This is a genomic window from Rhizobium sp. 18055 (assembly GCF_902706285.1).
Classification (GTDB): domain Bacteria; phylum Pseudomonadota; class Alphaproteobacteria; order Rhizobiales; family Rhizobiaceae; genus Rhizobium.
In genome coordinates this window covers 22,482-48,425 of sequence record NZ_CACSKD010000005.1, presented here as the reverse complement: position 1 = coordinate 48,425, position 25,944 = coordinate 22,482, and the positions used below count along the sequence as shown (strand labels likewise).

Here is a 25,944-nt window from a genome sequence, read left to right as displayed (position 1 = left end):
TCAACTCAGCGCCTCGGCGATCAGATCGTCTGCGGCTTCCGCCAGCAGCGCATCATGGGCTTCGCCATGCACCGGCTCCTTGCCGATTTCCAGCATCACGGGCACTGCCAGCGGCGAGATGTGCTCCAGCGCCTGGTGGGTGATGTGCCCCTTGATTCGCTGCAGCATATCGCCAAGCCGGCCGATATCCAAAAGCCCGCTTCCCGCATCCTGCCGTGTTGCCTGCAGCAGGATATGATCCGGCTCATGGGTGCGGAGCACGTCGTAGATCAGGTCGGCCGAGACAGTCACCTGCCGCCCGCTCTTTTCCTTGCCCGGATGCCGACGCTCGATCAAGCCTGCAATCACGGCGCAATTGCGGAAGGTACGCTTCAGCAGGAAGGATTCGTCCAGCCAGGTTTCGAGATCGTCGCCGAGCATGTCCTCGTCGAACAGATCCGACAGGTTGAGCCGCCCGTTGCGGATCATCAGCCCCATATCCTCCAGCCCCCATATCCCCAGCGAATAATCGGTGGCGACAAAGCCCATCGGCTTGGCGCCCGCCCGCTCCAGCCGTCGGGTGAGCAGCATGCCGAGCGTCTGGTGTGCCAGCCGCCCCTCGAAGGGATAGGCCACCATGTAGCAGCGGCTGCCGCGTGGAAACGTTTCGATCAGCAGCTCGTCGCGTTTCGGCAGGATCGATTTCTCCTTCTGGATCGCCAGCCAGTCTCGCACCTGGTCCGGCAGCCGGTCCCAGCGGTCGGGATCGGCGAGCATCGAGCGCACCTGGTCGGCCAGATAGGTCGAGAGCGGAAACTTGCCGCCGGCATAGGACGGGATCTTCGGATCGTTGGAATAGGCCTGGCTCGCCAGTGCCTCGTTCTCGCGGATGCCTTCGAAGCGCAGCACCTTGCCGGAGAAGATGAAGGTGTCGCCCGGCGACAACTGCTCGAAGAAATACTCCTCCATCTTGCCGAGCGTGGCGCCGCCGCGACCGATCCGCCCGCCGGCGCCGCGCTTGACCATCTTCAGGTTTAGCATCGGACTTTCGACGATGGTGCCGATGTTCAGCCGATACTGCTGGGCGACGGCCGGATTGGACACTCGCCAGCGCCCCTCGGCGGTCTTTCGGATCCGGGCATAGCGCTCGTAGGTGCGCAGCGCATAGCCGCCGGTGGCGACGAAATCGACGATCCGCTCGAATGTCTCCCAATCGAGGTGGGCGTAGGGCGAGGCGCTGGTCACCTCGTCGTAGAGTTCCAGCATGTCGAACGGCTCGGCGCAGGCCATGCCGAGCACATGCTGCGCCAGCACATCCAGCGCCCCCTTGCCGACCGGCGGCGTGTCCTGCGCGCCGATATAGTTGGCGTCGAGCGCCGCCTGGCACTCCATCACCTCGAAACGGTTGGCCGGCACCAGGATCGCCTTCGACGGCTCGTCCATCCGGTGGTTGGCACGGCCGATGCGCTGGGCCAGCCGCGACGCCCCCTTCGGCGCCCCCACATGGATCACCAGATCGACGTCGCCCCAGTCGATGCCGAGATCGAGCGTCGAGGTGGCGACCACGGCGCGCAGCTTGTTGGCCGCCATCGCTGCTTCCACCTTGCGCCGCTGGCCGACATCGAGCGAGCCGTGATGCAACGCAATCGGCAGATTGTCATCGTTGCAGGTCCACAGCGCCTGAAACAGCATTTCCGCCTGGCTGCGGGTGTTGACGAACAGCAGCGTCGTCTGGTGCTCAAGAAGCTGCTTGTAGACATCGGGAATGGCGTAGCGCGCCGAATGTCCGGACCAGGGAATGCGCTCCTCGGTCGACAGGATCGAGATGTCGGGTTTTGCCCCGCCGTCGACGGTGACGATCCCTGAGTGACGCACCTCACCCTCCCGCTGCGTCACCAGCCACTTTTGCAGCTCCAACGGCTCGGCGACCGTGGCAGACAGCCCGATCGTCTGCAGACCAGGCGCCAGCCGCCGCAGCCGCGCCAGGCCCAGCGACAGCATGTGTCCACGCTTCGATGACACCAGTGAATGCAGCTCGTCGAGAACGATGTATTTGAGATCCTTGAAGAAGCGCTCGGCCTCGTGGTTGGCGAGCAGCAGCGCCACCTGTTCCGGCGTCGTCAGCAGGATGTCGGGCGGGTTCAGCTTCTGCCGCTGGCGCTTGGCAACGGGCGTATCGCCGGTGCGATTCTCGACCGTCACCGGCAGCCCCATCTCCTCGACCGGCTTCATCAGGTTGCGCTCGATATCGACGGCCAGCGCCTTCAGCGGCGAGATGTAGAGGGTGTGGATGCCGGTGAAGGCAGAGCCCGGCGGGATCTTGCCACGGCGGGTGAGATCGGTGAGCGCCGGCAGGAAGCCGGCGAGCGTCTTGCCGGCTCCTGTCGGCGCGATCAGAAGCGTGCTCTTGCCAGCCTCGGCGCGCGCCAGAAGCTCAAGCTGATGCACACGCGGCCGCCAGCCCTTCTCCGCAAACCAGCGGGTAAACGGGGCAGGCAGGGCGATGAGGTTTTCGGTATCGATCTGGTCCACGGCTTCAATGTAGTTCAAACAAGGCCGATGAGAAGGCGCCGTCTTCGCGATCTATGGACATCGGCCTGCAATTCCGCCGCATTGATGGCGAGCGTCAGGCGGAACAACCGAACGACAGGACCTCAGATGCTGACGCGCCGATCCATGCTGGGCACCATCAGCGCCGCGACCCTGCTGCCGCTCATGCTGCCTGGCAAGACGCTGGCAGCGGCACCTGCGACGAGCCTGCCGCTGTGGCCGGGACAGCCTCCGGGTGGGGGCGGCCCAACGGGGCCGGTCAGCGAAAACGCCAGGGGTGCGATCAGCAATATCGCAGTTCCCGTGGTCGAGGTCTTTGCGCCGGCCAAACCCAACGGCATCGCCATGCTGATCGCCGGCGGCGGCGGATACCGGCGGATATCCATGCGCAACGAGGCGCGACCCGCCGCCCGCTGGCTGAACGCGCGCGGCATCACCGCTTTCGTCCTGTCCTATCGGTTGCCGGGCGAGGGCTGGAGTGCCGGTCCGCTGGCACCGCTCCAGGATGCGCAGCGCGCCATCCGGCTGATCCGCGCCAATGCCGGCCGCTTCAGTATCGACCGGCAGCATGTCGGCGTCCTCGGCTTTTCCGCCGGTGGTCACCTCCTGGGGCTGGCTGCGACCCGATCCGCCTTTGCCTCCTACCAGCCGATCGATGCGGCAGACACGCAGTCGGCGCGGCCGGATTTCGCTGCGCTGATCTATCCTGTCATCACGCTCAAGCCGCCCTACGATCACACCTCGACCCGCCGCATCCTGATCGGCAAGCATCCGAGTGCCGCTACCAGCGCCGAATGGTCGGTGGAGGATCACGTCCAGGCGCAATGCCCGCCGATGTTTCTGGTCCAGGCCAAGGACGATCCGGTTTCAGACCCCGAAAACACGCTGATTATGCAGCAGGCCTGCGAGACGGCGAACGTACCGGTGGAGTTTCACCCGCTGGAAAACGGCGGCCACGGCTTCGGCATGGGCAAGCCGGGCACCGCGTCCGCCGAATGGCCCGCTTACTTCTCGCCCTGGCTGGAGCGGATCAATGCGCCGATCCCGCTCGAGCAGTGAAAGCGGTTGGGTTTTAGAGAAACCGCTGCGGATGAAACGGCGCCGGATCGGCAAACGGCGCCTCGCCGCACATCTGCTCGGCCAGAAGCCTGCCGCTGGCGGGGCCGAGCGTCAGCCCGTGATGGGCATGGCCGAAGTTGAACCAGAGGCCGCGATGGCGCGGGCCCGGCCCGATTACCGGTCGCATGTCTGGCAGGCAGGGCCGCAGGCCGAGCCACGGTGTCTGCTCGAAAGGTTCACCGAGCGCGACCAACTGCCGGGCGTGATCTTCGCACCGCCGCAGCTGGATCATGTTGGCAGGCGCGTCTGGCGCTGCGAATTCGATGCCGGTTGTCAGGCGGATACCGCGCGCCATCGGCGCCAGCACGTAGCCAGCCTCTTCATCGACGACGGAGTGCCTCAGCGGCGCGCCTTCTGCCTGCGCGTAGTGCCTGTGATAGCCACGCTTGATTCCGAGCGGCAGGCGATAGCCAAGCTTGCGGAACACCAAACCGGACTGCGGCCCCAGCGCCACCACGATCTCGCCGGCCTCGATGATGTCTCCGGTCTCCGATTTCAGCGACCAGCCGTTCTTTTCCTCGCGAAGATCAGCGGCATCGGCCGTAGCGAATATGCCGCCATTGTACAGAAACAGATCGGCGTAAGCCTTGGTCAGCGCCTGCGGGTCGGTCACCGTTTTCGGGTCCAGCCAGTGCACGCCGCCGGCAAGCTTTTCCCCGCTGCCGGCAAAGGCGGGCTCCAGGGCGATGAAATCCTCGCGGTCAATGATCCGCATCTGCAGGCCGAATGGGGACAGGCTCTCGGCATCGGCACGAGCCGCGGCAAACTTTTGTGGATCCTTGTAGACGGAAATCCACCCCTTCTCGCGGATCAGATGAGCCGCACCGGAACGCTCGATCAGCCTGTCATGCTCGGATACGCTCGCCTCCACCAGCGGCAGCAGCGCACGGGCGGATTTGTCCAGCCGGGCGGGCGAGGAATGCCACCAGTATCGCGCCAGCCAGGGAAGGATGCGCGGCAGGTGGGTGGGCTCGTAACGAACATCGGAAGCGTTATTCAGCGCGTACTTCAGCAGCGTGCCGATCTCGCGCGGGAAGGCGTAGGGAACGACAGACGAGCGCTCGATCAGCCCCGCATTGCCATAACTGGTGCCGCCGCCCGTCTCGCCGCGATCGGCCAGCACGACCGAGCGGCCACGCTCCTGCAGGTGAAGAGCGGCACTGACGCCGACAATGCCGGCACCGAGAACGAGAACATCTGTTTTCATGGGAGTGCTTGCTGGTAAGGGGTGCGGAGGCTTCGCCGCCTCCGCACGATGCAATACGGGCGATCAGTAGATATCGAAGGGGAAATACTTCTTGGTGATCGTCGCGTAGGTGCCGTTGGCCACCAGCGCATCGATCGCCTTGTTGAACTTCTCTTTCAGTTCCGGCTCTCCCTGGCGAATGCCGATGCCGGCCTGCGTTTCAGTGCCGGGCACGTCCCCGAGCAGCTTGCAGCAATCCTTGCCGGCCTTGTTCAGCCAGTCCACCACCACGAACTTGTCGGAAACAAGCGCATCCATGCGGCCGTTGAGAAGATCGGCGACGGCTTCGTCCTGCGTCGGGTACATCTTCGCTTCGGCGCCGCCCTTGGCATAGACGTCGTTCAGGTAATCGGCCTGCGTCGTCGATGCCTGCGCGCCGACCACCTTGCCCTTCATGTCCTCGACGCTGACGCCTTTCAGCGCGCTATCCTTGGGAACGGCGACGGCGAGCGGCGTTGTGTAATATTTGTTGGTGAAGTCGATCTGCTTCTTGCGCTCGTCGGTGATGCTCATCGAGGCAATGATCGCGTCATATTTCTTGGCCAGCAGGCCGGGGATGATGCCGTCCCAATCCTGGGCGACGATCGTGCACTTGGCCTTCATCTCCTCGCACAGCGCATGCGCCATATCGACATCGAGCCCCTTCAGGCTGCCGTCGGATTCCACATAGTTGAACGGAGGGTAGGCGCCCTCGGTGGCGATCCGGATCGTGTCGTCTGCCGAAGCCAGATGCGTCATGCCGAGCAGCGCTGCCGCTGCCAGGAAAATCGTCTTCTTCATGGATGTTCCCTTTTGGTGTTTGTCTTGCACCTCAACCTTAGCGGATCGTCATCGCTTCACAAGCCTTTGGTGAATTAGCCAAAGGTCTATCGCCAGGCGCGCATCGATGGTGGCCGCTGGCCGGATCGGCAAGCGGGCGGGGCCTCGGTGGTCGGTATCTTCAGCAGAACATTGAAGAACGGGCTGGCGCCCTGTTCGCCAACGCGGAGACGCACTGAAACTCAGTCGCAGCCCTGCAACTGTCGTTCATAGCTCGCCGCCATATTGGCAAATCGCTGCGCCGTCTTCTGCAGCTGTGCATTCGAGCGCCAGTCGCCGCGCATATATCCCTTCGGCCCGGAATAATAGGCAAGGTAGAGGCTGTACGCATCGGTCAGCTGGATGCCGGTCGTCTGGCTGTTCTGGTAGTGATACCAGGCGATGAAATCGATCGCATCGGAGAAGTTGGTCCGCCGCGCCGCCCAGTTGCCGGTGGCCGACTGGTAGTGATCCCAGGTGCCGTCGAGTGCCTGCGAATAGCCGTAGGCGGTCGATTGGCGGGTCCATGGAATGAAGCCGAACAGCTTGGTCCGCGGCGGCCGCGCATTCGGTTGGAAGCCCGATTCCGTATACATCGTCGCCATCAGGATCGGCACCGGAACGCCGTACTTCTTCTCGGCCTTTTCGGCCGAGCGCTGCCAGCTGGTGAACAACCCGTCGCGCTGGTCGAACACGGCGCAGATGTTGCGGGTCTGTCGCGGCGCCGTTGCGCAGCCGGCAACCACGGCCAGCAGCACAAGGGCGAGGAGAGTACGGATACGCATGACTAAAAAACCTCTCGTCTTGGAGAGATTACTAACTGGTAAAACTTAATGGTCGGTTTTTAGACAATGACGAAGCCGTGATGATCTCGCGGCAAGAGTGGGGCAGGACTCTTGGCAAGAGTCGCCGTCGAGCGTCATCAAATTCCAGACAACAAGCTTTCTCATGTCCTCTCCTCCGGTCATCAATCCTTGCGGAACACCACGCTGGCACCCCATCCGGTGACGACAGCCAGGAATACCGCAAACAGACCGTAGATGATCGGTTGCTCGTGCGCAGCATCGGTGATCGTCTGCTCTATGCCTGTCTTGATCACCCGCAGCGGCACGGATTTCTCGGTGACGAACTTGCCGCTCCGGAACAGATAGGCGCGCACCGTATGCACGCCGTTCGGAATGTTGGCTGGCAGGCGCAGGCTCGCCTTGAACAGGTTCGAGCTGACGAAGCGCACGCCGCTCGGATCGCGAACATAAAGCCCGCCGCGCTCCTGCAGGCGGCGGAAGGCGTCGCGGAATTCGCCGACATTGCTGGCATCGCCGAGGAAGCCCATCGGCGTCAGCGGAATATGGTCGATGCCGATGCCGCGATCGGTCAGATCGAGCGGCGTCGTCACGTCGTCGAGCATCCGCGAACTGGACATCGAATAGGAATGCGGCACGGTCTCGAAGGTCATCGAGCGGGTGTTGACCCAGATGCCGAAGACGCGCTCCTTTCTTCGCACCGTTGCATTGTCGCGCGGGCCTTCGAGCACCACGACGACGTCGTACTGGCCGATCGCCAGCAGCAGGCTGTCGGTATTGGTCAGCGCCCCGAAAATCGTCAGGTCGGCGCCGTGGAAATCGGAGGTGATGGCGATTTCGCTGGTCGAGGTGCCGATCTCAAGTCCCTCGGCCACCGCCTGCGGTGCCTGGCCGGGCAACAGCGTCTGCGCAGAGGCCGCAGCCGGCAGCAGCATCAGGGCAACGAGCAATAGCAGCAGCCGGCGCATCAGTTACCACCCATGACGACGGAATAGATATCTGTTGGCGTCACCACCAGCGCCACGGCCAGGCGAAGGCCGACGGCGAGAACAAGGAGGCCAAGCAGCGCGCGCAATTGCTCGCCGCGCAGCTTCTGGCCGACGCGAACGCCGTATTGCGCGCCGATCACCCCTGCAATCATCAGGAAGAAGGCCAGAACGATATCGACCGAAAAGTTCGTCGCCGCCTGCACCACGGTCGTATAGGCGGTCACAAAAATGATCTGAAACAGCGAGGTCCCGACCACGACATTGGTCGGGATGCGCAGGAGGTAGATCATCGCCGGCACCATGATGAAGCCGCCGCCGACACCCATGACCGATGTCAGGATGCCGATGCCGAAGCCGAGCGCTACGATCGGGATGACGCTGAGGAAGATCTTCGATTTCTTGAACCGCATTTTCAGCGGCAGCCGGTGCACCCAGTGGTGATGGCCGGGACGCCGTGCAGCGGGCGGAATGTTCTTCGAGGCACGCCGCATCGCGCGCACGCTTTCCAGCAGCATCAAGCCGCCGACGGTGCCGAGGAACAGCACGTACATCAGCGAAATGATGAGATCGAGCTGGCCGAGCCGGCGCAGCAGCGAGAAGATCCAGATGCCGACCGTGGCGCCCGCCAGACCGCCGGCCAGAAGCACCGAACCCAGCTTCACATCCAGAGTGCCGCGCCGGAAATGGGTGATCGCGCCCGAGATCGACGAAGCAACGACCTGGTTGGCGCCGGTGGCGACGGCAACGACGGGTGGAATATTGTAGAAGATCAGCAGCGGCGTGATCAGGAATCCGCCGCCGACGCCGAACATGCCGGACAGGAAGCCGACAGCCGCACCCATGCCGAGAATGATGAAAATGTTCACCGACAATTCTGCAATGGGCAGATAGATTGTCACAGCCGACCCCGCTTTGCGAACGGCCCGGCAGGCCGTTGCGTTCCCCACATCCTATGCGAATAGGCAACCATAGCCCGAAAACGTTGCGATAGGCTTTCGATCAGCGACATGGCGGCCTCTCAATACGCGAAGAATTCTGATTAATCAGGCTTTTTTCAGGTTTTGTGACAATCGCGGCACAGTGCTGGGGGTAACTGCCGATCGCTTCGCAAAGATAGGATGAAGACAGTTATGCGTCATTGAACCCCATGCCCCGGCCCCCTAGATTGGTGCGGCAGAGACAGGTTTGGGGGCGGTGTGAGGTCGAACGTTCGAATTTTCAGTCTGGGGGCGCTGCTTGCAGCCGCACCTTCAATGGCCTTGGCCGAATGGAAGCCCAGCGAAGAACTGCGACCCTACGCCATCTCCGGCAGCACCGGTGCCGAACTCTATCGCTCGATCGGCGAGCGCGGTCCTGAAGTCGGCGGCCAGTCGCGCGTCATTGCCCACACCACCTTCAAGCTGACATGGACGCGAAAATACGAGCGTCAGGGCAATGCCTGCGTGATCACGACGGCCAAGCCGAAGCTGACGATCATCTACACCGTGCCGAAACCGTCCTCGAAGCTGTCGGCACCCGTTCAGGCGAGTTGGAATATCTTCATCGATGCGATCCGCAAGCACGAACGGGTGCACGGCGACACCATCATCGACATGGTCCACGAGATAGAGACGCTGAGCCTCGGCTTCTCCGCTGCTGACGATCCCGATTGCCGCAAGATCCGCGAAAATCTCACCGAGCGCCTCGGCGAAATTTCCGGCCGGCAGCGCCAGCGGGGGCGCGATTTCGACAAGGTGGAAATGAGCGACGGTGGCAACGTCCAGGCGCTCATCCTCAAGCTCGTCAACGGCCCCTGACGGCAACCCGGCCGTCAGGAGACCTGTTGTAAAGGATCAGCCGCCGGTCGCTGCCGCAAGATGCGGCCATACTTCCAGGCTGCCGCGGTAGATCATGTGCACCGCTACATAGACGATGATGGCGAGGCCGACATAGGCGATCCAGTGATAGCGGGTCAGCAGACGGGCGATGAAGTTCGCGGCAATGCCCATCATCGCGATCGACAGGATGAGGCCGATGACCAGCACCGTTGGATGCTCGCGGGCGGCGCCGGCCACTGCCAGCACGTTGTCGAGCGACATCGAGACGTCGGCGATGACGATCTGCGTGGCTGCCTGGACAAACGTCTTGCGCGGCGCCTGCGAGCCTTCGGCGTCAACACCATCTGCATTGTCGCCGCTGCCGGCGCGAATCTCGCGCCACATCTTCCAGCACACCCAGAGAAGCAGAATGCCGCCGGCAAGCAGCAGGCCGATGATGTCGAGCAGCTGGACGGTCACACTTGCCAGTCCAATGCGCAGAACGGTCGCTGCCAGAATGCCGACCAGAATGGCTTTCTTGCGCTGGTCAGGTGCCAGGCCGGCTGCGGCAAGGCCAATGACAACGGCATTGTCGCCGGCGAGAACCAGGTCGATGACGATGACCTGTAGCAGCGCCAGCAATCCGGCGGACGTGAAAATTTCCATGCTTTAATGATCCCTGCACTACGCGACGCGGTTCCCCGGCGCAGCCAAGGCATAAATGATCGGTCGGCAAGGGATCAAGTGCTGTCGGACAAAAGATCCGCGCCTTTTGCTAGAATTCAGGCCGGTGCCGAAGGTTCCGCGTGGCTGTTGCATTGGTCGCCGGGCATGCGGCGGTCGAAGTCGTCGGCGATCTCGGCAAGGGTGACGGTTCGAAAGCGTTCCAGCCACAAAGCCTCCGCCTCCTTCAGCGCGTCATCGAGCCTGGCATCGACGGCCTGCTCCACCAGGCAGTCCGGCCGATCGCTGGATGGCCCGATCGCAAACAGTGGCGGCTCGCCGATCACCTTGCATAAAAAACCCCTCGCAAACACTGTCTGCGAGGGATGATGGGAGGATCGAGGCCGATCAGGCCTTGGTCGCGGGCGCCTTGTTGCGTTCGAGCAGCGCCTTCACTGTATCGTCGTTGATCTTGCCGCTCGGCTCCTGGCCGATCGATTTCTGGAAATTCTTGATCGCGGCAACCGTCTTGGTGCCAAGCTCGCCGTCCGGCTGGCCCGCATCGAAGCCGTTGTTGTTGAGGATCGCCTGGATGTTGCGGATTGCCCGCTTCATATCGACGCTCGATGTCTTGGTGCCGGTGCCGGTCCATTCGTCGGGAACCTCGATGCCGTTGGACTTGTTGTCCACGGGCTCGGCTTTCCAGAGGTCGGCCTTGGCGCGGGCTTTTTCCAGCTGGTCCGGCTTCATCGCATTGGCCACTTCGTCGCGCTTCTGCGAAGCGTCCTTGTCGCCGCCCTTGGCCGCAACCGCGAACCACTTGTAGGATTCCGTCAGGTCCATCGCGACGCCATTGCCGCGCGCGTAGAGGATTGCCAGGTTGAACTGGCTGTCGGTGATGCCGAGATTGGCAGCCTTGGTGAACCAGCCTGCCGCAGCGGAATAGTCCTGCTGGCCGAGCGCGCCCGACGCGTGCAGCACAGCAAGGTTGTGCATCGCATTGGCGTTGCCCTGGCTGGCTGCCTGCTCGTAATACTGCTTGGCCTTGTTGATGTCGCGGGCGACGCCGGTGCCCTTTTCATACATGCTGCCGAGACGGTATTGTGCCGGCGCAAAGCCCTTGTCTGCTGCCAGCTGGTACCAGCTGAGCGCTTCCTTCGGATCGGCGGTAACACCGGCACGGCCGTCGCTGTAGCGAGCGCCGATTTCAAACAGCGCCAGCGGATCGCCGCCCTTGGCTGCATCCGAAAGCGATTTCGGCTGCACGCTGTCGGGAACGGCAATCTCTGTGGCGGCAGTGGCAGGCGCCATCGCTGCGGTGACAGGTGCGCTATTGCTGGCGATGAAGCCGGAGGCGTCCTGCGGCGCACCCGATGGCGCAAGCGCTGTCGCGCCGTTGCCGCCAAGCGGTGCCGCTTCCGTCAGCCGCTCCGGCGCAGCAGGTTCGGTCGGCGTCAGCATTGCGCTGGCGGTGGCCGGTGGCGGCGTTGCGGCTGCCGGTGCCTCAGGTGCAGCAGCAACCGGTGCCGAAGACTGCATCGGCTCGGGCGCCGTCTCGCTATCGACGGGCAGTGCGTTGTTCTGGTTATCGGAAAGTGTCGCGACTTCTGCAGTCGGTGCAGGCGCGCCTGAAGTCAGCGTCCGCGCCAGAGGAAACGCCATGATCGCCAGGAGCACGGCGCCGACGGCGAGCAGGATCGGGCGGCGGAAGCGCGAGAAAGCGCTCCCCTTTGCAGGGTCCTTGATCCGTGACTTCTTCTCGCCCTTCACCGAACCGGCCTTGCCGCTGGAATCGACTTCCATGGCGGCAGCCTGTGCGGCGCGACGGGCGGCTGCGATATAGTCGGCCCGATCGGTGTCGCTCGCCGGCTTCGGATTGGTGCGGGCGGCATTCTGGCTGGCGCGCACGCGCTCCAGGATTTTCTTGACGTCGGGTGCGCCGGAGCCGGGCTCCAGCGGTTCGTTGGCGGCTTCGGCCGGCATCACATCGACAGGATCGATCGAGGGAGCCGGGTCGATGATGGTGCGTTCGCCCGTCGCCTTTGCTTTCTTCGCCGGCATCAGGCGTTTGCCGAGGCTGACGAGCAGGCTGCCCCTGGCGACAGCCGTGGTTGCAGGCTTGCTGGCCGCTTCGATGGCGAGCGCACTGGTGTCAGTGGCCGCCATGACAGGCGCGGATGGCTCCTGCACGATATCGGCCTTGCGCACGGCTTCCGGCGCTCTTGTGCCGAAGACCACGGGCTTCTCGTCCTCGTCGGCGCCGGCATGGACCAGCGCATAAGGATCGACGTTGAAATCGACGTCGGCCACAGGCATCCGCGCCGTTGGTCTTGCGGAGCGGCTTTCCATATCGTCGAGCCGGTCGGCGATATGCACCAAAGTTTCGTGCAGCGCCTGGAAGGTCTTGTGGGTGCGCTCTTCGCCGCTGCGGCTCAGATCCTCGAGATGGCGAAGGTCGGCGGCGAGCGCGCTGAGCGCCGTGATATCGACGCCGCTATTGCCACCCTGCATGCTGCCGTTGCGCGAATAGGCTTCGACGACGGCTTCGGCCGCCTGGCGGGCCGCTTCCACGATATATTCGTCGCTGGTCGCCATATAGTCTTCGATGGCGCCCATGCGGCGGTCGAAATCGACGGCGATCTCGGCGCCCGGGCGCGGCTCGCTCATCAGGGCCGAAAGATTGGCGATCTGGTCTTCGAGATTGCGCAGCGCATTGGCGTCTGTCGCCGGTGCCGCCGTGCTCTCGTCGAGACGGGCGGCGATGTCGCTCAGCCGGCCTTCGATGCGCAGGAAGGCTGCGTCACCGACCGCTGCGGCGATCGGCTGCAGCGGCTGGAATTCCATTTCGTCGATACGGCGCGCCAGATAGTCGAGACGCTGCGCCAGCGCGTCGTTGACCGAGCCGCTTTCCAGCGCATCGATCTTGCGGGAGATATCGGCAAGCGCGCCGGTGAGTTCCGGCTGCGGCGCTGCCCGCTGGCTCTTTTCGAGCAGGAACGACAGATGCTCGAGGCGTTCGTCGAGGCGCGATGTCGCTTCAGCGTTGGCCACTTCCTCGACACGGGCCGTCAGCGCTTCCAGCCGTTCGGCCAGGCCGTCTGCAGGGCTTGCGCGGTTGGCCACGCTGTTGCCCATCAGTTCGATCTGTTCGGCAAGACCGCTCAACCGGCCTTCCAGCCGGTGCATCACGGCGGGATCGCCTGCGGTCGCAGCACGGCCGGTCGCGGCAATCGCGCGGGTGATCTCGTCCAGGCGGCTATCGACCGAGGCGAACTGCTCGGACATCGCCCGGTCATGCGGCTGGATCATACTGCCGAACTGTTCCATCGCCGTTGCGATGGAAATCAGCTTGTCTTCGAGTGCGCGCACGGCCGGGCTTTCGCCCATGCCGCCGATATGGCGCTTGATGTCGTCGAGGCGGTAGGCAAGCGCCACCAGCTCTTCCTGCAGGCCCGACGTGTCGAGCGCGTGCAGCTGGTTTTCGAAGCCGTCCCAGCGCTGGTCCATGTGGCGCAGCGAATCCTCGCGCGCCAGCCCGTCCATCAGCGAGCGCAGTTCGTCGAACTCGCCGCGCAGGCCCTGGGTGTCGGAGGTTTCCGACCGGGCAGCGAGATGATTGATGCTGTCGGCAAGGCGGCTCATGTCGGCGTGAATGTCTTCAGCGAAAGGCTGGTCGGCAGCCGTCGTCTTGATCTCGCGCAGTTCGCTGCGCAGCGCGTCCATCTCGCGGGCGACACCTTCGGAGATATCGCGCTTCAGGTCCTGGCGCAGGCTGACGAGGGCCTGGGCGATTTCGGTCATCGTGTCTTCTGGCTGACGCTGGGCAGCGACCGGTGCTGCCGGCTGCGGCATGGCCGCCCGTGGCTGCGGTGCGACATGGTCTGCAATCGGAGCCGGCGCTGGCTGCGGAGCATAGGCAACAGCCTGTTCGCGCGGTGCGTAGGCAACGGGTTCGCGGGCAGCGCGCTCGCGGCTTGCTTCCAGCATGCGCTGGCGCTGGCGAATTTCAGCCAGTGGATCGGGACGCGGCTCGGCAGCAGCGTAGGGTGCGCGGGGTGCGTAGGTGGCCGGGGCGGGCTGGCGTTCGGGCGCCGGCGGGCGGGCGCGCTGGTCGCGGATGCCGTTGCCGATCAGGCCTTCGATGCGGGCCTCCAGCCCTTCAATGGTGCGGTTCAGCGCGTCGAGTGACGCCCTGTCGGAAGGCCGGGGGGAATTTGATCGCGATCCGTTCATCTTCTTGCTCGCTTATCTGTTCGAACCCTCGTCAGGGCCGATCATTGGCTTTTCCGTCAGAGCCGCACGACATGCGGTTCAGAGAGCATCGTCCATAAGAGGATAGTGAATTAGTCTTTCCTCAAGCTGTACGTGTGGCGTGCATTCCATAAAACGCGAGACTTGAAAAAACGAATGCAGAACACCAATGCTCGAACATCACCTTTCGCGGAACGTGGTAAACAACCCGTTAACCCGTGTAGACAATTTTTAACTTTTGAGGGTTTCGAGCCGATTTCCGTGTCGAAACCGGCCTCCTAATGTGCCAGTCCCTGTAGGCAGATAGCGGCGCAGCGCGCTGGCCGGAACGCCGCGTTGAAGGGTGTCCGCTCAACCTTTCAGGCGACAGTGCACCGCCTCACACGCGGCGTGACTTGATCGTGTTCATCACGAAGCTCGTCTCGATCGTGTCGACGCATTTCAGCCGGGCGATCTTCTCCTTGATGAAGCGCTCGTAGTGCTCGAGGCCGGAGCTCATCACCTTCAGCACATAGTCGCGCGATCCGGTCACCAGATGACATTCGAGCACCTCGTCCCACTCGCGCACGGCGTTCTCGAACATCTGGATCTCGTCCTCATGCTGGCGGCTGAGCCGCACCGAGGCGAGCGCCATCATCGTCCAGCCGTTGACGGCCGGATCGATCAGCGCAGTATATCCCTGAATGATCTCGGCGTCTTCCAACCGGCGCAAGCGGCGCAGACAGGCCGAGGCGGAAAGCCCCACGCGCTCGGCCAGTTCATTGTTGGCAAGTCGCGCATCGCCGATCAGCTCCTTGAGGATTCGCCGATCGGTCTCGTCTGCAATTTTCTGCACCATCTCTCATCAATTCTCGCAGGATGTTGCTTTCAACATCGCATCAACGCCCCAAATAGCAAGAACAGCTGCTGCATTCCGATATAATTTGCCGCCATCACCGCATTTCCAGATTGAGGAGACGATCATGACCGCGCCGCATCCCTACAGGACCCATATCGGCAACCACGCGCTGCATCCCGAGACGCAGATGCTGAACTATGGCTATGATCCCGAACTCTCGGAAGGTGCTGTCAAGCCACCGGTGTTCCTGACCTCGACCTTCGTGTTCAAGACGGCCGAGGAGGGGCGCGATTTCTTCGATTACGTCTCCGGTCGCCGCGAACCGCCGGCAGGCCAGGGCGCCGGCCTCGTCTATTCGCGCTTCAACCATCCGAACAGCGAGATCGTCGAGGACCGGCTTGCCGTCTACGAGCGAACGGAAAGCTGCGTGCTGTTCTCATCAGGCATGTCGGCGATCGCAACGACGCTGCTTGCCTTCGTCCGCCCCGGCGATGCCGTCCTGCATTCGCAGCCGCTTTACGGCGGCACCGAAACGCTGCTGGCAAAAACCTTCCTCAATCTAGGCGTTTCGGCCGTCGGTTTTGCCGATGGTGTCGATGAAGCCTCGGTTCAGGCGGCAGCCGAGCAGGCGATGGCCAAGGGCCGCGTCTCGATGATCCTCGTCGAAACCCCCGCCAACCCGACCAACAGCCTGGTCGATGTCGCGATGATGCGTCGCATTGCCGATGCCATCGGCAAGAAGCAGGGCCACACGCCGATCGTTGCCTGCGACAACACGCTGCTCGGCCCGGTGTTCCAGCGCCCGATCGAGCACGGCGCCGATATCTCGCTCTATTCGCTGACCAAATATGTCGGCGGCCATTCCGACCTGATCGCCGGTGCAGCGCTCGGAGCCAAGGCGGTGATGAAACAGGTCAAGGCACTGCGCGGCGCCATCGGCACGCAGCTCGATCCGCATTCCTGCTGGATGCTCGGCCGCTCGCTGGAAACACTGCAGATCCGCATGGAGCGCGCCAACAACAACGCGCTCGCCATCGCCGATTTTCTGCACAGCCATCCGAAGGTCAGGAAGATCCACTATCTGCCGTATCACGAGCCGACGTCACCGCTCGGCCGCACCTTTGCGGCGCAGTGCACCGGCGCCGGATCGACCTTCTCCTTCGACATCGAAGGCGGTCAGCCGGCCTCGTTCAAGTTCCTGAACGCGCTGCAGATCTTCAAGCTCGCCGTCAGCCTCGGCGGCACGGAATCGCTGGCCAGCCATCCGGCGACGATGACGCACTCCGGCGTGCCGGCCGATGTGCGCCAGCGGATCGGGGTTCTGGATTCGACCATTCGCCTGTCGATCGGCATCGAGCATCCAGACGATCTCATTGCCGATCTGACGCAGGCTCTGGACGCGGCCTGATCACCGCGCGCTGAGGGAAGGGCTGGCGGCTCAGGCCGCCGCCGTTTCCCGGACATCGTCGAGCAGGAAGTGCACCACGACATATTTGGTGGTGAAATGACGGCCGCCTTCCGACACATCTTCGACGCTGCCGCCGTCTGCCGGGTGCCAGCGGTGATAGTGCGGGTTGGTGGTGATCAGTGTCATCGCTTGGCCAAGATGCTTTCCGTCGAGCCGGTAGCGCGCTTCGGCGAGCGGCCAGATGCGCTCGTAGTCCTCCATGGGAATGCGGACTTTCAAAGCCCTTCTGCTTATGGCCTCACTGCGCGAGCCGTCTTCATGTTCTATCGCGGGAAGATCGAGTGTCACTTCTTCTGCATGGTTCAGAACGAAGTTGAACTCTTCGGGCCACATCCGTCTCATGAAATCGCTCCTCCTAAGCTTTTTCGTCGGTTAGCCAACAAAGTTTAGCGCGTCTTCCGCAGGAATCAAACAATACCTGCAGCCAGAGGCGCAAAACGACAAGCCTGAGAGGATTTCGGGGTCGCGGAGGCGGCGGATAAACGGCTTACTGCTGCCAGCGCACGGCGACATAGGTGCCCGACGCCTTACCGTCCCGGCCGTAGCTTATCTCCGCACCAAGCGTCGTCCCCATGGCGTTGATCAGCCTCGTGCCGAGCCCGGTGCCCTTCGGGCCGACGGTGCGGTCATAGCCGATGCCGTCATCCTCGACCGACAGCACGGCAAACCCGTCATCGGTCGATTGCAGCACGACCCTGACTTCGCCGGTGCCTGCGGTGTAGGCGTATTTCGTCGCATTGGTCACCAGTTCGATCAGGATCACGCCGAGCGCCACCGCCTTGTCGGCCGTGGTCGCGATCCGACACAGCTCCGACTGCAGGCTGATGCCGCGCGCGGCCGTGTTGGTGCTGTGCATTTCGGCCAGCAGCGGCCCGAGATAGACGTCGAGATCGACTTCGCCGACCTTCTCGGAGGTGTAGAGGCTGCGGTGAACCCCGGCGATCGCGGTAATACGGTTCTGCGTCTCGTTCAGCGCCGTCTTCGTCTCTTCGGTGCCGGCGATCTGCATCTGCATGCGGATCATCGCGGACACCAGCGACAGGCTGTTGGCGATGCGGTGGTTCATTTCGGCCAGCAGCAGTTCGGCCCGCTCCTTGGCGACCACCAGCTGCCGGTCGGCCTCTTCCTTTTCGCTGCGCAGCCGCGAGTTTTCCATTGCCTGGTTCAGCGCGCTGATCAGAAGCGGGAAGAAGTCGTCGGTCGCCGTCTTCACCACGTAATCGGCAGCGCCACCCTTCAGCGCCCGGATCGCGACATCCGCGTCGCTCGATCCCGTGACATAGAGCACCGGCGTCGATTTGCCGATATCGGCAATCGCTTCGAGAAAGTTCAGCCCGGTCTGGTTTTCGAAATAGTGGTCGAGAACCACCGCTTCGAACGGCTCTGCTGCAAACAGCTGCAGCCCGATCTCGATCGAGGCGGCGTGAATGACTTCGAAATCGCTGCGCGCAAGCACCCGGGTGGCAAGGCGGGCTAGGGCTGGATCATCATCGACGTAAAGGATGCGCACAGGTTATGGCTACTCGTTAGGGGACTTGGATGACGGAAAAGAACAGGCCCAGATTGCGGATCGCGGTTGCGAAGCCGTCATAGTCCACCGGCTTGGTGATGTAGACGTTAGCGCCGAGATCATAGCACTTCTGGATCTCGCGTTCATCGTCCGTGGTGGTGAGGACGACGACGGGCAGGCGGCGCGTATATTCGTTGGTCTTGATCTTTTCCAGAATGTCGAGACCCGACATGTCAGGCAGGTTGAGATCGAGCAGGATCAGCAGGTAGCGATCCTTGCTCACCAGTCCGTCGCGATCCGGCCCGAGGATATAGTCGAGCGCGCCCTTTCCGAGCGTGAACGGGACGATCTCGTTGTGCACGCCGGCGCGGCGCACGTTCTTTTCGATGAGGCGGGCATGCCCCTCATCATCTTCGATCATGACGATCGTGACTTCCTGGCCGGTGGCTTTCATGGTTCGATACTCCGTACGATTTTGGTGAGGTCCGAAGGCAGCGTCAGCACGAAAGTGCTGCCCTTCCCAAGCTCGGACTGGACGGTAATGTCGCCGCCCAAATTTCGGATTAACGAGCGGACATGCGCTAGGCCGATACCTTCGCCGCGCTGATCCTGCTCGCCCGCCCGGCGAAACAGCTCGAACACCCGCTCGAGATCATTGGCCGCGATGCCGCGACCATTGTCCTTGACATCGATCCTGACACGTCCCGGGCCATCGGGGTAGGCATCGACATCGATCGTCAACGGCCGCCCGGGCATCTGGTACTTGACGGCATTGTCGAACAGATTAGCGAAAATCTGGTCGAGGGAGAAGCGGTCGGTGATGATCTTGCCGACCCGAACACGGGTCTCGTTGGTGCCGCCGGTTTCGGCAAGCTGGTGATGGACGTTGGCTGCCACCGTGTCGATCAGCACCTTCAGGTCGATGCGATCCGGCTGCAGCTTGCGCCGGCCATCGCGGGAAATCTTCAGGATCGCGTTGATCAGCGAATCCATCTTGCGCGTCGATGATCGGATGAAGCCCATCGCCTCCGGCAGGTCTTCCTCGACCGCCTGCCGCGCCTCGCGGATATCCTGCGGGCTCAGCGTCTTTTCGTCGGCCAGTACGTAGCTGGAGACGGATTTTACCGCGGTGTCGAGTTCGCTCAGAAAGCCCATGATGTTGACCAGCGGCGCGCGCAGGTCGTGTGTGACGATATAGGCGAAGCGCTGGATTTCCTGGTTTGCCCGAATGAGGTCTTCGGTGCGCTCGTTGACGCGTGCCTCCAGCCCGACATTCAGCTGCGCGACCTCTTCGGTCGCCTTGGACAGATCGCGCACATGCTGGGCGATGATCAGGATCGCGCCGCCGAGCACGACGAGGATCGCGATGGCACCGCCGATCGTCACCAGTTGCAGCGTGCCGGCAGCAGAAAGCTGCGCTTCCACAAGCACCCGCAAGCGGTCGTCGGTCTTTTCCAGAAAGCCGCCGAGAATGGCGCGGATATTGTCCATGTACTCGCGGCCGGCATCGTCGCGGACGATGGCCACCGCTTCCGAAAGCTTGCCTTCCTGCGTGAGCGCCACGGTTCTGGCAAGCTCGTCCATCTTCCCATCGATGGCGGCCATCAATGTATCCAACTGCGTCGCGTAGCCGGGCAAGGGCGAGATATTGTCGATCAGCGTCTGCCGACGCTTCGGCAAATTCTCCAGCGCGGTCGTGTAGGGCGCGAGATAGGCGGCATCATTCGCCAGGAGAAATCCGCGCTGGCCGGTTTCGGCATCCTGCACCGTTGTCAGGACATTGACGATCGAACTGCGGATACGACGGAGCGATGCGGTCTCGTCCGAATAGGAACGGTTGGCCTGCACCAGCCAGAGCGAAGAGCCGACGATGCCCATAAGGATCAAAACGCCGACGGCGAGCATGAGTAGGCTGGAGCGAAAGAAAGCGGCTGTCGAGGTCATATAGCGTCCGTAAGATCAGATTGGACGACATTTATACATAGCCGCTAACGAAAGATAGCGCCCTCATAGTATCTTGCTGCCTTGTTGAGCCTCGACTGTCGCTGCGTGGTGGAGCAGCGCTTCAGGCACCGTCTCGCCGGCTGGTTTGAGCCATAGGCAGCATGAAGTTCAAAAATTCGCGCCGGATAAAAATTTGACGTTTACGCAAACGTCAATATTTTGTAAGACACTTGCATATGCCGGTCTCGACCGGCTGCCGAATTGGAGGAATTCGAACGATGCCAGTCTACAAGGCCCCCGTGAACGACACGCTCTTCGTGCTCAACGATGTGCTGGGTCTCGAGCGCTACAACAATCTCAAGGGTTTTGCCGACGCCACGCCTGACATGATCGAGGCCATTCTCGCCGAATCGGCCAGGGTCGCCGAAGAGGTGCTTTTCCCGCTCAATTATTCCGGCGATCAGGAAGGCTGCACCCGCAACGACGATGGCTCCGTCTCGGTGCCGAAGGGTTTCAAGCAGGCCTATGACGCCTATTGCGAAGGCGGATGGACCGGTCTTGCCGTGCCGGAGGAGTTCGGCGGGCAGGGGTTGCCCTACACGCTGCACGCCGCGGTCGGCGAGTATACCTCCGCCGCCAACATGTCGCTGATGATGTATCCGGGCCTGACCCAGGGCGCGATCGCCGCCATCCTCGTCCATGGTTCCGATCAGCAGAAGCAGACCTATCTGCCGAAGATGGTCTCCGGCGAATGGTCCGGCACCATGAACCTGACCGAGCCGCATTGCGGCACCGATCTCGGCCTGCTGCGCACCAAGGCGGTGCCGCAGGCAGATGGCAGCTACAAGCTGTCCGGCCAGAAGATCTTCATCTCCGCCGGTGAGCACGACATGTCCGGCAACATCGTCCACCTGGTTCTCGCCCGCATCGAGGGCGCGCCTGAGGGCACCAAGGGCATCTCGCTGTTCATCGTCCCGAAGTTCATGGTCGGCGCTGATGGCGCGGCCGGTGATCGCAACGGCGTCTCCTGCGGTGCCGTCGAGCACAAGATGGGTATTCACGGCAACTCCACCTGCGTCATGAACTATGACGAGGCGACTGGCTTCCTGATCGGTGCGGCGAACAAGGGCCTCAGCGCCATGTTCGTGATGATGAACGAGGCCCGCCTCAGCGTCGGCCTGCAGGGTCTGGCGATCTCCGAGATCGCCTACCAGAATGCCGCCAACTACGCCCGCGAGCGCATCCAGGGCCGCGCTTTGTCGGGTGCCAAGGCGCCGGAGAAGAAGGCCGATCCGATCATCGTCCATCCTGACATTCGCCGCTCGCTGATGACCATCCGCGCCTTCAACGAGGCCGGCCGCGCCTTCCTGCTCTGGACGGCGCTGAAATCCGATATCGCCCACCGCTCGGCCGACGAGAAGGAACGCCAGACGGCCGACGATATCCTCGGCCTCGTCACCCCGATCCTCAAGGGCGTGATGACCGACAAGGGCTTCGACCACGCCGTCATGGCCCAGCAGGTGTTCGGCGGTCACGGCTATATCGAAGAACACGGCATGAGCCAGTATGTCCGCGATGCCCGCATCGCGATGATCTACGAAGGCGCCAACGGCATCCAGGCGCTCGATCTCGTTGGCCGCAAGCTCGGCCAGAACGGTGGCCGGGCTGTCATGGCGCTGTTCAAGGAGATCGGCGATTTCTGCGAGGAAAACCGCAGCGACGAGCAGATGGCCTTCTTCACCAAGAACCTGAAGAAGGGCTTGAACGACGCCCAGGCTGCAACCATGTGGTTCATGCAGCATGCAATGGCAAAGCCCGACAATGCCGGCGCCGGCTCGACCGACTACATGCATCTCTTCGGCCTCGTCATTCTCGGCTATATGTGGGCGAAGATGGCAAAGGCCGCCGAGGACGGCCTTGCTGCAGGCGACACCGATCGCGAGGCGTTCCTGCGCAACAAGCTGATCACGGCGCGCTTCTTCATGGAGCGGATCATGCCGGAGACGGCCCTGCGCAAGGCCCGCATCGAGACCGGCGCCGAGACGATGATGGCGCTGGCCGCAGACGCGTTTTGACGATGAGTGTCCCCTTCTCCCCAACCGGGAGAAGATGCCCGTTAGGGCAGATGAGGGGGTAAGCGACGAAGCAGCGAACGACTGCGCCCCAGCAAAGTCGCACCCGCCGCACCCCCTCATCCGACCCCTTCGGGGCCACCTTCTCCCCGTTGGGGAGAAGGGAAGAAAGCAGAAAATTCACGGCTCTTGCGCCGTTAGGGAGACGAGACAGATGACCGAGGTTTTCATTTACGATCACGTCCGCACGCCGCGCGGTCGCGGCAAGAAGGACGGCTCGCTTCACGAGGTGCCGTCGGTGCGGCTTGCCGCCAAGACGCTGGAGGCGATCCGCGATCGCAACGGTCTCGACACATCCACCGTCGACGACATCATCATGGGCTGCGTCGATCCTGTCATGGAAGCCGGCGCCGTCATTCCGCGCGGTGCCGCCTTCGAGGCCGGTTACTCCACCAGGGCGCCCGGCATGCAGATCTCCCGCTTCTGCGCCTCCGGCCTCGACGCCGTGAATTTCGGCGCGGCCAAGATCGCGCAAGGCGCCGATGACATCGTCATCGCCGGCGGCGTCGAGAGCATGTCGCGTGTCGGCCTCGGCATGTCCGGCGGCGCATGGTTCATGGACCCCTCGGTGAATTTCCCGGCCTATTTCATGCCGCAGGGCGTCTCGGCCGATCTCATCGCCACCAAATACGGCTTCAGCCGCGACGACGTCGATGCCTATGCCGTCGAGAGCCAGAAGCGCGCCGCCAATTCCTGGGACAAGGGCTACTTCAAGAACTCGGTCATCCCGGTCAAGGATCAAAACGGCCTGACCATCCTTGCCCATGACGAGCACATGCGCCCCGGCACCGACATGCAGGCGCTGGCATCCCTCAACGCATCCTTCCAGATGCCCGGCGAAATGGGCGGCTTCGAAGCCGTCGGCATCCAGGCGCATCCGGAAATCGAGCGGATCAACTACGTCCACCACGCCGGCAATTCGTCGGGCATCGTCGATGGCGCCGCTGCCGTGCTGCTCGGCTCGAAGGCCGGCGGCGAAAGCATGGGCCTGAAACCCCGCGGTCGCATCAAGGCCTTCGCCAACATCGGCTCCGACCCGGCGCTGATGCTGACAGGCCCTGTCGACGTCACCGAGAAGCTCTTGAAGCGCACCGGCATGACGCTTGCCGATATCGATCTGTTCGAACTCAACGAAGCCTTCGCTGCTGTCGTGCTGCGCTACATGCAGGCCTTCGACATCAGCCACGACAGGATCAACGTCAACGGCGGCGCCATCGCCATGGGCCACCCGCTCGGCGCCACCGGAGCAATGATTTTGGGCACCGTGCTCGACGAGCTGGAACGCCGCGATCTCAACACCGCGCTGGTGACGCTCTGCATCGGCGCCGGCATGGGCACGGCAACGGTGATCGAGAGGGTGTAACCCGCTCATCCCCGGTGCAACGAATTGCACCCGCCCTGCCGGCACCTTCTCCCAGTGGGGGAGAAGGGACAAGCCGCAAAGGCGCCGCTTCTCCTCTCCCCTCGGGGAGAGGGTGGCCGAGCGCAGCGGAGGCCGGGTGAGGGGGCGGTTTGGCACAACAGAGAATTCAGGGAAAAGGAATCCCATCATGACCACCTACACCAATTTCACCGTCGAAACAGACGCAGACGGCATCGCCCTCGTGACCTGGGACATGCCCGGCAAGTCGATGAACGTCTTCACCTCCGAGGTGCTGGAAGAGCTGAACGCCATCATCGACCAGACGGTGGCAGACAGCGCCATCAAGGGCGTGGTCATCACCTCGGGCAAGTCGAGCTTCTCCGGCGGCGCCGATCTGTCGATGATCAAGGCGATGTTCACCTTCTATCAGGACGAGAAGGCCAAAAGCCCCGATACCGCCGCGCAAAAGCTGTTCGATCTGGTCGGCCGCATGACCGGCCTGTTCCGCAAGTTGGAAACATCGGGCAAGCCGTGGGTCTCCGCCATCAACGGCACCTGCATGGGCGGCGCGCTGGAAATGTCGCTCGCCTGCCACGGCCGCGTTGCGTCGAATGCCAAAAGCGTCAAGATCGCGCTCCCCGAGGTCAAGGTCGGTATCTTCCCCGGCGCCGGCGGCACCCAGCGCGTTGCACGCCTTGCCGACGCCCAGTCCGCTTTGCAGATGATGACGACGGGCCAGTCGCTAACCGCGGCCCGCGCCAAGGCGATGAACCTCGTGCATCAGGTGGTCGAGCCGGATCAGCTCATCCCTGCTGCCAAGCAGATGATCAAGGACGGTCTGAAGCCGGTCGCCCCCTGGGATGAAAAGGGCTTCAAGGCGCCCGGCGGCGGCATCTGGACGCCAGCTGCAGCCCAGCTCTGGCCGGCCGCCCCCGCGATCCTGCGCCGCGAGACGTCGGGCAACTATCCGGGCGCACTGGCGATCCTGAAAAGCGTCTTCGAAGGCCTGCAGGTGCCCTTCGACACGGCGCTGAAGATCGAGCAGCGCTATTTCACCGAGGTGCTGCAGACGACAGAAGCCTTCTCGATGATCCGCTCGCTGTTCATCTCGATGCAGGAGCTCGGCAAGGGCGCCCGCCGTCCAGCTGGTATTGCCAAGACCGAGTTCAAGAAAGTCGGCGTCGTCGGCGCTGGCTTCATGGGCGCCTCGATCGCCTACGTCACTGCCGCAGCCGGCATCCCCGTCACCCTGATCGATCGCGACATGGACGCCGCCAACAAGGGCAAGTCGGTCTCCGAAGGTCTGGTCAAGGATTCCGTCGGTAAGGGCCGTCTGACGCAGGATGAGGGGGCAGCCCTGCTCGCCCGCATCACCCCGTCGGCCGCCTACGGCGATCTCACCGACGCCACGCTGGTCATCGAAGCCGTGTTCGAGGATCGCGATGTGAAGAAGGCCGTCATCGAAGCGGTCGAAGCAGTCCTCCCCGAAGGCGCGATATTCGCCTCCAACACCTCGACGCTGCCGATCTCCGGCCTTGCCGAGAATTCCAAGCGCCCGGTCGATTTCATCGGCGTCCATTTCTTCTCGCCGGTCGAGAAGATGATGCTGACGGAAGTGATCACCGGCAAGCAGACCGGCGACAAGGCGCTGGCCGTCGCGCTCGATTATGTCGCCGCGATCAGGAAGACGCCGATCGTCGTCAACGACACCCGCGGTTTCTTCGTCAACCGCTGCGTCTTTCGCTACATCCACGAAGCCTATGACATGCTGATCGAAGGCGTGCCGCCGGCGATGATCGAGAATTCGGCGAAGATGGCCGGCATGCCGGTCGGGCCGTTGTCGCTCAACGATGAAGTGGCGATCGATCTCAGCCAGAAGATCCTCAAGGCCACCGTCGCCGATCTCGGCGGGACCGCCGTCGATCCGCAGCATCTGGCGCTGATCAACAAGCTGGTCGACGATCTCGATCGCCGCGGCCGCAAGAACGGCAAGGGCTTCTACGACTATCCGGCAAAGCCCGCCAAGAAGTCGCTATGGCCGGAGCTGAAGACCTTCTATCCGCAGAAGAAGCCTGACGAGATCGACGTCGCCGTCCTCAAGCAGCGCTTCCTCGTCACTATCGCTCTGGAAGCAGCCCGCACCATGGAAGAGGGCATCGTCACCGATCCGCGCGAGGCCGATGTCGGCTCCATCCTCGGCTTCGGCTTTGCGCCCTATACTGGCGGCGTGCTGTCCTGCATCGACGGCATGGGAGTGAAGGCTTTCGTGGTGCTTTGCGAAACGTTAGCCACCACTTACGGAGCGCACTTCAAGCCGACGGCGCTGCTCAACGATATGGCCGCAAAGGGCGAGACGTTTTACGGCCGCTTCGACCCCTATGCCGGTGCAAAAGTAGCCGCCTGACGCGCCCACAAACAGCATGATCAGATAGGCTCTGAGGGCCTGTCTGATCGCACCGAAAATTTCCTCATTTTGGGCATCGCGAACCGCTAAA

The 25,944-nt window shown here is 62.9% G+C and carries 19 protein-coding genes and 1 pseudogene; 6 read left to right on the top strand and 14 right to left on the bottom strand.

Translation table 11 applies throughout. The features are described from left to right. On the bottom strand, positions 1–2,511 hold the full coding sequence (locus GVL52_RS10810) for a ligase-associated DNA damage response DEXH box helicase (RefSeq protein WP_160007408.1): 2,511 nt from the start codon (positions 2,509–2,511) through the stop codon (positions 1–3). Positions 2,512–2,637: 126 nt separating this feature from the next. On the opposite strand from GVL52_RS10810, the gene GVL52_RS10805 reads away from it, so the two are divergent. After that, positions 2,638–3,588, top strand: a complete 951-nt coding sequence (locus GVL52_RS10805; RefSeq protein WP_160006779.1) for an alpha/beta hydrolase — start codon at positions 2,638–2,640, stop codon at positions 3,586–3,588. Between the two features lie 13 nt (positions 3,589–3,601). Here GVL52_RS10805 and GVL52_RS10800 read toward each other — a convergent pair whose 3' ends face one another. The 5 genes from GVL52_RS10800 to GVL52_RS10780 form a co-directional block, all read right to left on the bottom strand. Next, positions 3,602–4,855, bottom strand: coding sequence for an FAD-binding oxidoreductase (locus GVL52_RS10800; RefSeq protein ID WP_160006776.1), 1,254 nt, complete (start codon positions 4,853–4,855; stop codon positions 3,602–3,604). Between the two features lie 63 nt (positions 4,856–4,918). Beyond that, positions 4,919–5,674, bottom strand: a complete 756-nt coding sequence (locus GVL52_RS10795) for an ABC transporter substrate-binding protein (protein WP_160006740.1) — start codon at positions 5,672–5,674, stop codon at positions 4,919–4,921. 221 nt (positions 5,675–5,895) lie between these two features. Continuing rightward, complete coding sequence (locus tag GVL52_RS10790) at positions 5,896–6,477, bottom strand: transglycosylase SLT domain-containing protein (protein WP_160006737.1); 582 nt, start codon at positions 6,475–6,477, stop codon at positions 5,896–5,898. Between the two features lie 182 nt (positions 6,478–6,659). Next, positions 6,660–7,463: a TIGR02186 family protein gene (locus tag GVL52_RS10785; protein ID WP_160006734.1), complete on the bottom strand. Its 804-nt coding sequence runs from the start codon at positions 7,461–7,463 to the stop codon at positions 6,660–6,662. Further along, positions 7,463–8,383, bottom strand: coding sequence for a sulfite exporter TauE/SafE family protein (locus tag GVL52_RS10780; protein WP_160006731.1), 921 nt, complete (start codon positions 8,381–8,383; stop codon positions 7,463–7,465). Before GVL52_RS10780 ends, GVL52_RS10785 begins: the two co-directional genes overlap by 1 nt. Before the next feature lie 354 nt (positions 8,384–8,737). Between GVL52_RS10780 and GVL52_RS10775 the strand changes: the two genes are divergently transcribed. Continuing rightward, complete coding sequence (locus GVL52_RS10775) at positions 8,738–9,280, top strand: DUF922 domain-containing Zn-dependent protease (RefSeq protein WP_160006728.1); 543 nt, start codon at positions 8,738–8,740, stop codon at positions 9,278–9,280. Between the two features lie 36 nt (positions 9,281–9,316). Here GVL52_RS10775 and GVL52_RS10770 read toward each other — a convergent pair whose 3' ends face one another. The 4 genes and pseudogenes from GVL52_RS10770 to GVL52_RS10755 all read right to left on the bottom strand — a co-directional run bounded on the left by GVL52_RS10770 (position 9,317) and on the right by GVL52_RS10755 (position 15,032). After that, positions 9,317–9,946 carry a TerC family protein gene (locus tag GVL52_RS10770; RefSeq protein WP_160006725.1) on the bottom strand — a complete coding sequence of 210 codons (630 nt, stop codon included), beginning with the start codon at positions 9,944–9,946 and terminating at the stop codon, positions 9,317–9,319. Positions 9,947–10,062: 116 nt separating this feature from the next. Then, a pseudogene (locus tag GVL52_RS10765) lies at positions 10,063–10,287 on the bottom strand (transcriptional regulator); the annotation flags it as partial. A 64-nt stretch (positions 10,288–10,351) separates the two neighbouring features. After that, positions 10,352–14,176: an SEL1-like repeat protein gene (locus tag GVL52_RS10760; RefSeq protein ID WP_160006720.1), complete on the bottom strand. Its 3,825-nt coding sequence runs from the start codon at positions 14,174–14,176 to the stop codon at positions 10,352–10,354. Positions 14,177–14,573: 397 nt separating this feature from the next. Continuing rightward, the gene (locus tag GVL52_RS10755) at positions 14,574–15,032 is read right to left on the bottom strand and encodes an Lrp/AsnC family transcriptional regulator (RefSeq protein WP_160006717.1); all 459 of its coding nucleotides are present in this window, start codon (positions 15,030–15,032) and stop codon (positions 14,574–14,576) included. Positions 15,033–15,156: 124 nt separating this feature from the next. On the opposite strand from GVL52_RS10755, the gene GVL52_RS10750 reads away from it, so the two are divergent. Then, a complete protein-coding gene (locus tag GVL52_RS10750; RefSeq protein ID WP_160006714.1) occupies positions 15,157–16,440 on the top strand; it encodes a cystathionine gamma-synthase family protein in 1,284 nt (427 codons plus the stop codon). Positions 16,441–16,470: 30 nt separating this feature from the next. Here GVL52_RS10750 and GVL52_RS10745 read toward each other — a convergent pair whose 3' ends face one another. The 4 genes from GVL52_RS10745 to GVL52_RS10730 all read right to left on the bottom strand — a co-directional run bounded on the left by GVL52_RS10745 (position 16,471) and on the right by GVL52_RS10730 (position 19,954). Continuing rightward, positions 16,471–16,842 (bottom strand): hypothetical protein, encoded by a 372-nt coding sequence (locus GVL52_RS10745; protein ID WP_160006711.1) that lies wholly within the window; start codon positions 16,840–16,842, stop codon positions 16,471–16,473. 145 nt (positions 16,843–16,987) lie between these two features. Then, positions 16,988–18,010 (bottom strand): sensor histidine kinase, encoded by a 1,023-nt coding sequence (locus tag GVL52_RS10740; protein WP_160006708.1) that lies wholly within the window; start codon positions 18,008–18,010, stop codon positions 16,988–16,990. Between the two features lie 16 nt (positions 18,011–18,026). Continuing rightward, complete coding sequence (locus GVL52_RS10735) at positions 18,027–18,464, bottom strand: response regulator (protein ID WP_160006705.1); 438 nt, start codon at positions 18,462–18,464, stop codon at positions 18,027–18,029. Further along, positions 18,461–19,954, bottom strand: a complete 1,494-nt coding sequence (locus GVL52_RS10730; RefSeq protein WP_160006702.1) for a CHASE3 domain-containing protein — start codon at positions 19,952–19,954, stop codon at positions 18,461–18,463. The genes GVL52_RS10735 and GVL52_RS10730 overlap by 4 nt, the downstream gene beginning before the upstream one ends. 278 nt (positions 19,955–20,232) lie before the next feature. Between GVL52_RS10730 and GVL52_RS10725 the strand changes: the two genes are divergently transcribed. The 3 genes from GVL52_RS10725 (at position 20,233) to GVL52_RS10715 (ending at position 25,853) form a co-directional block, all read left to right on the top strand. Continuing rightward, complete coding sequence (locus tag GVL52_RS10725; protein WP_160006699.1) at positions 20,233–22,029, top strand: acyl-CoA dehydrogenase C-terminal domain-containing protein; 1,797 nt, start codon at positions 20,233–20,235, stop codon at positions 22,027–22,029. Between the two features lie 211 nt (positions 22,030–22,240). Then, on the top strand, positions 22,241–23,449 hold the full coding sequence (locus tag GVL52_RS10720; protein WP_160006696.1) for an acetyl-CoA C-acetyltransferase: 1,209 nt from the start codon (positions 22,241–22,243) through the stop codon (positions 23,447–23,449). 187 nt (positions 23,450–23,636) lie between these two features. Next, entirely contained in the window at positions 23,637–25,853 is a 2,217-nt protein-coding gene (locus tag GVL52_RS10715; RefSeq protein ID WP_160006693.1) for an FAD-dependent oxidoreductase, read from the top strand. Positions 25,854–25,944 lie beyond the last annotated feature (91 nt).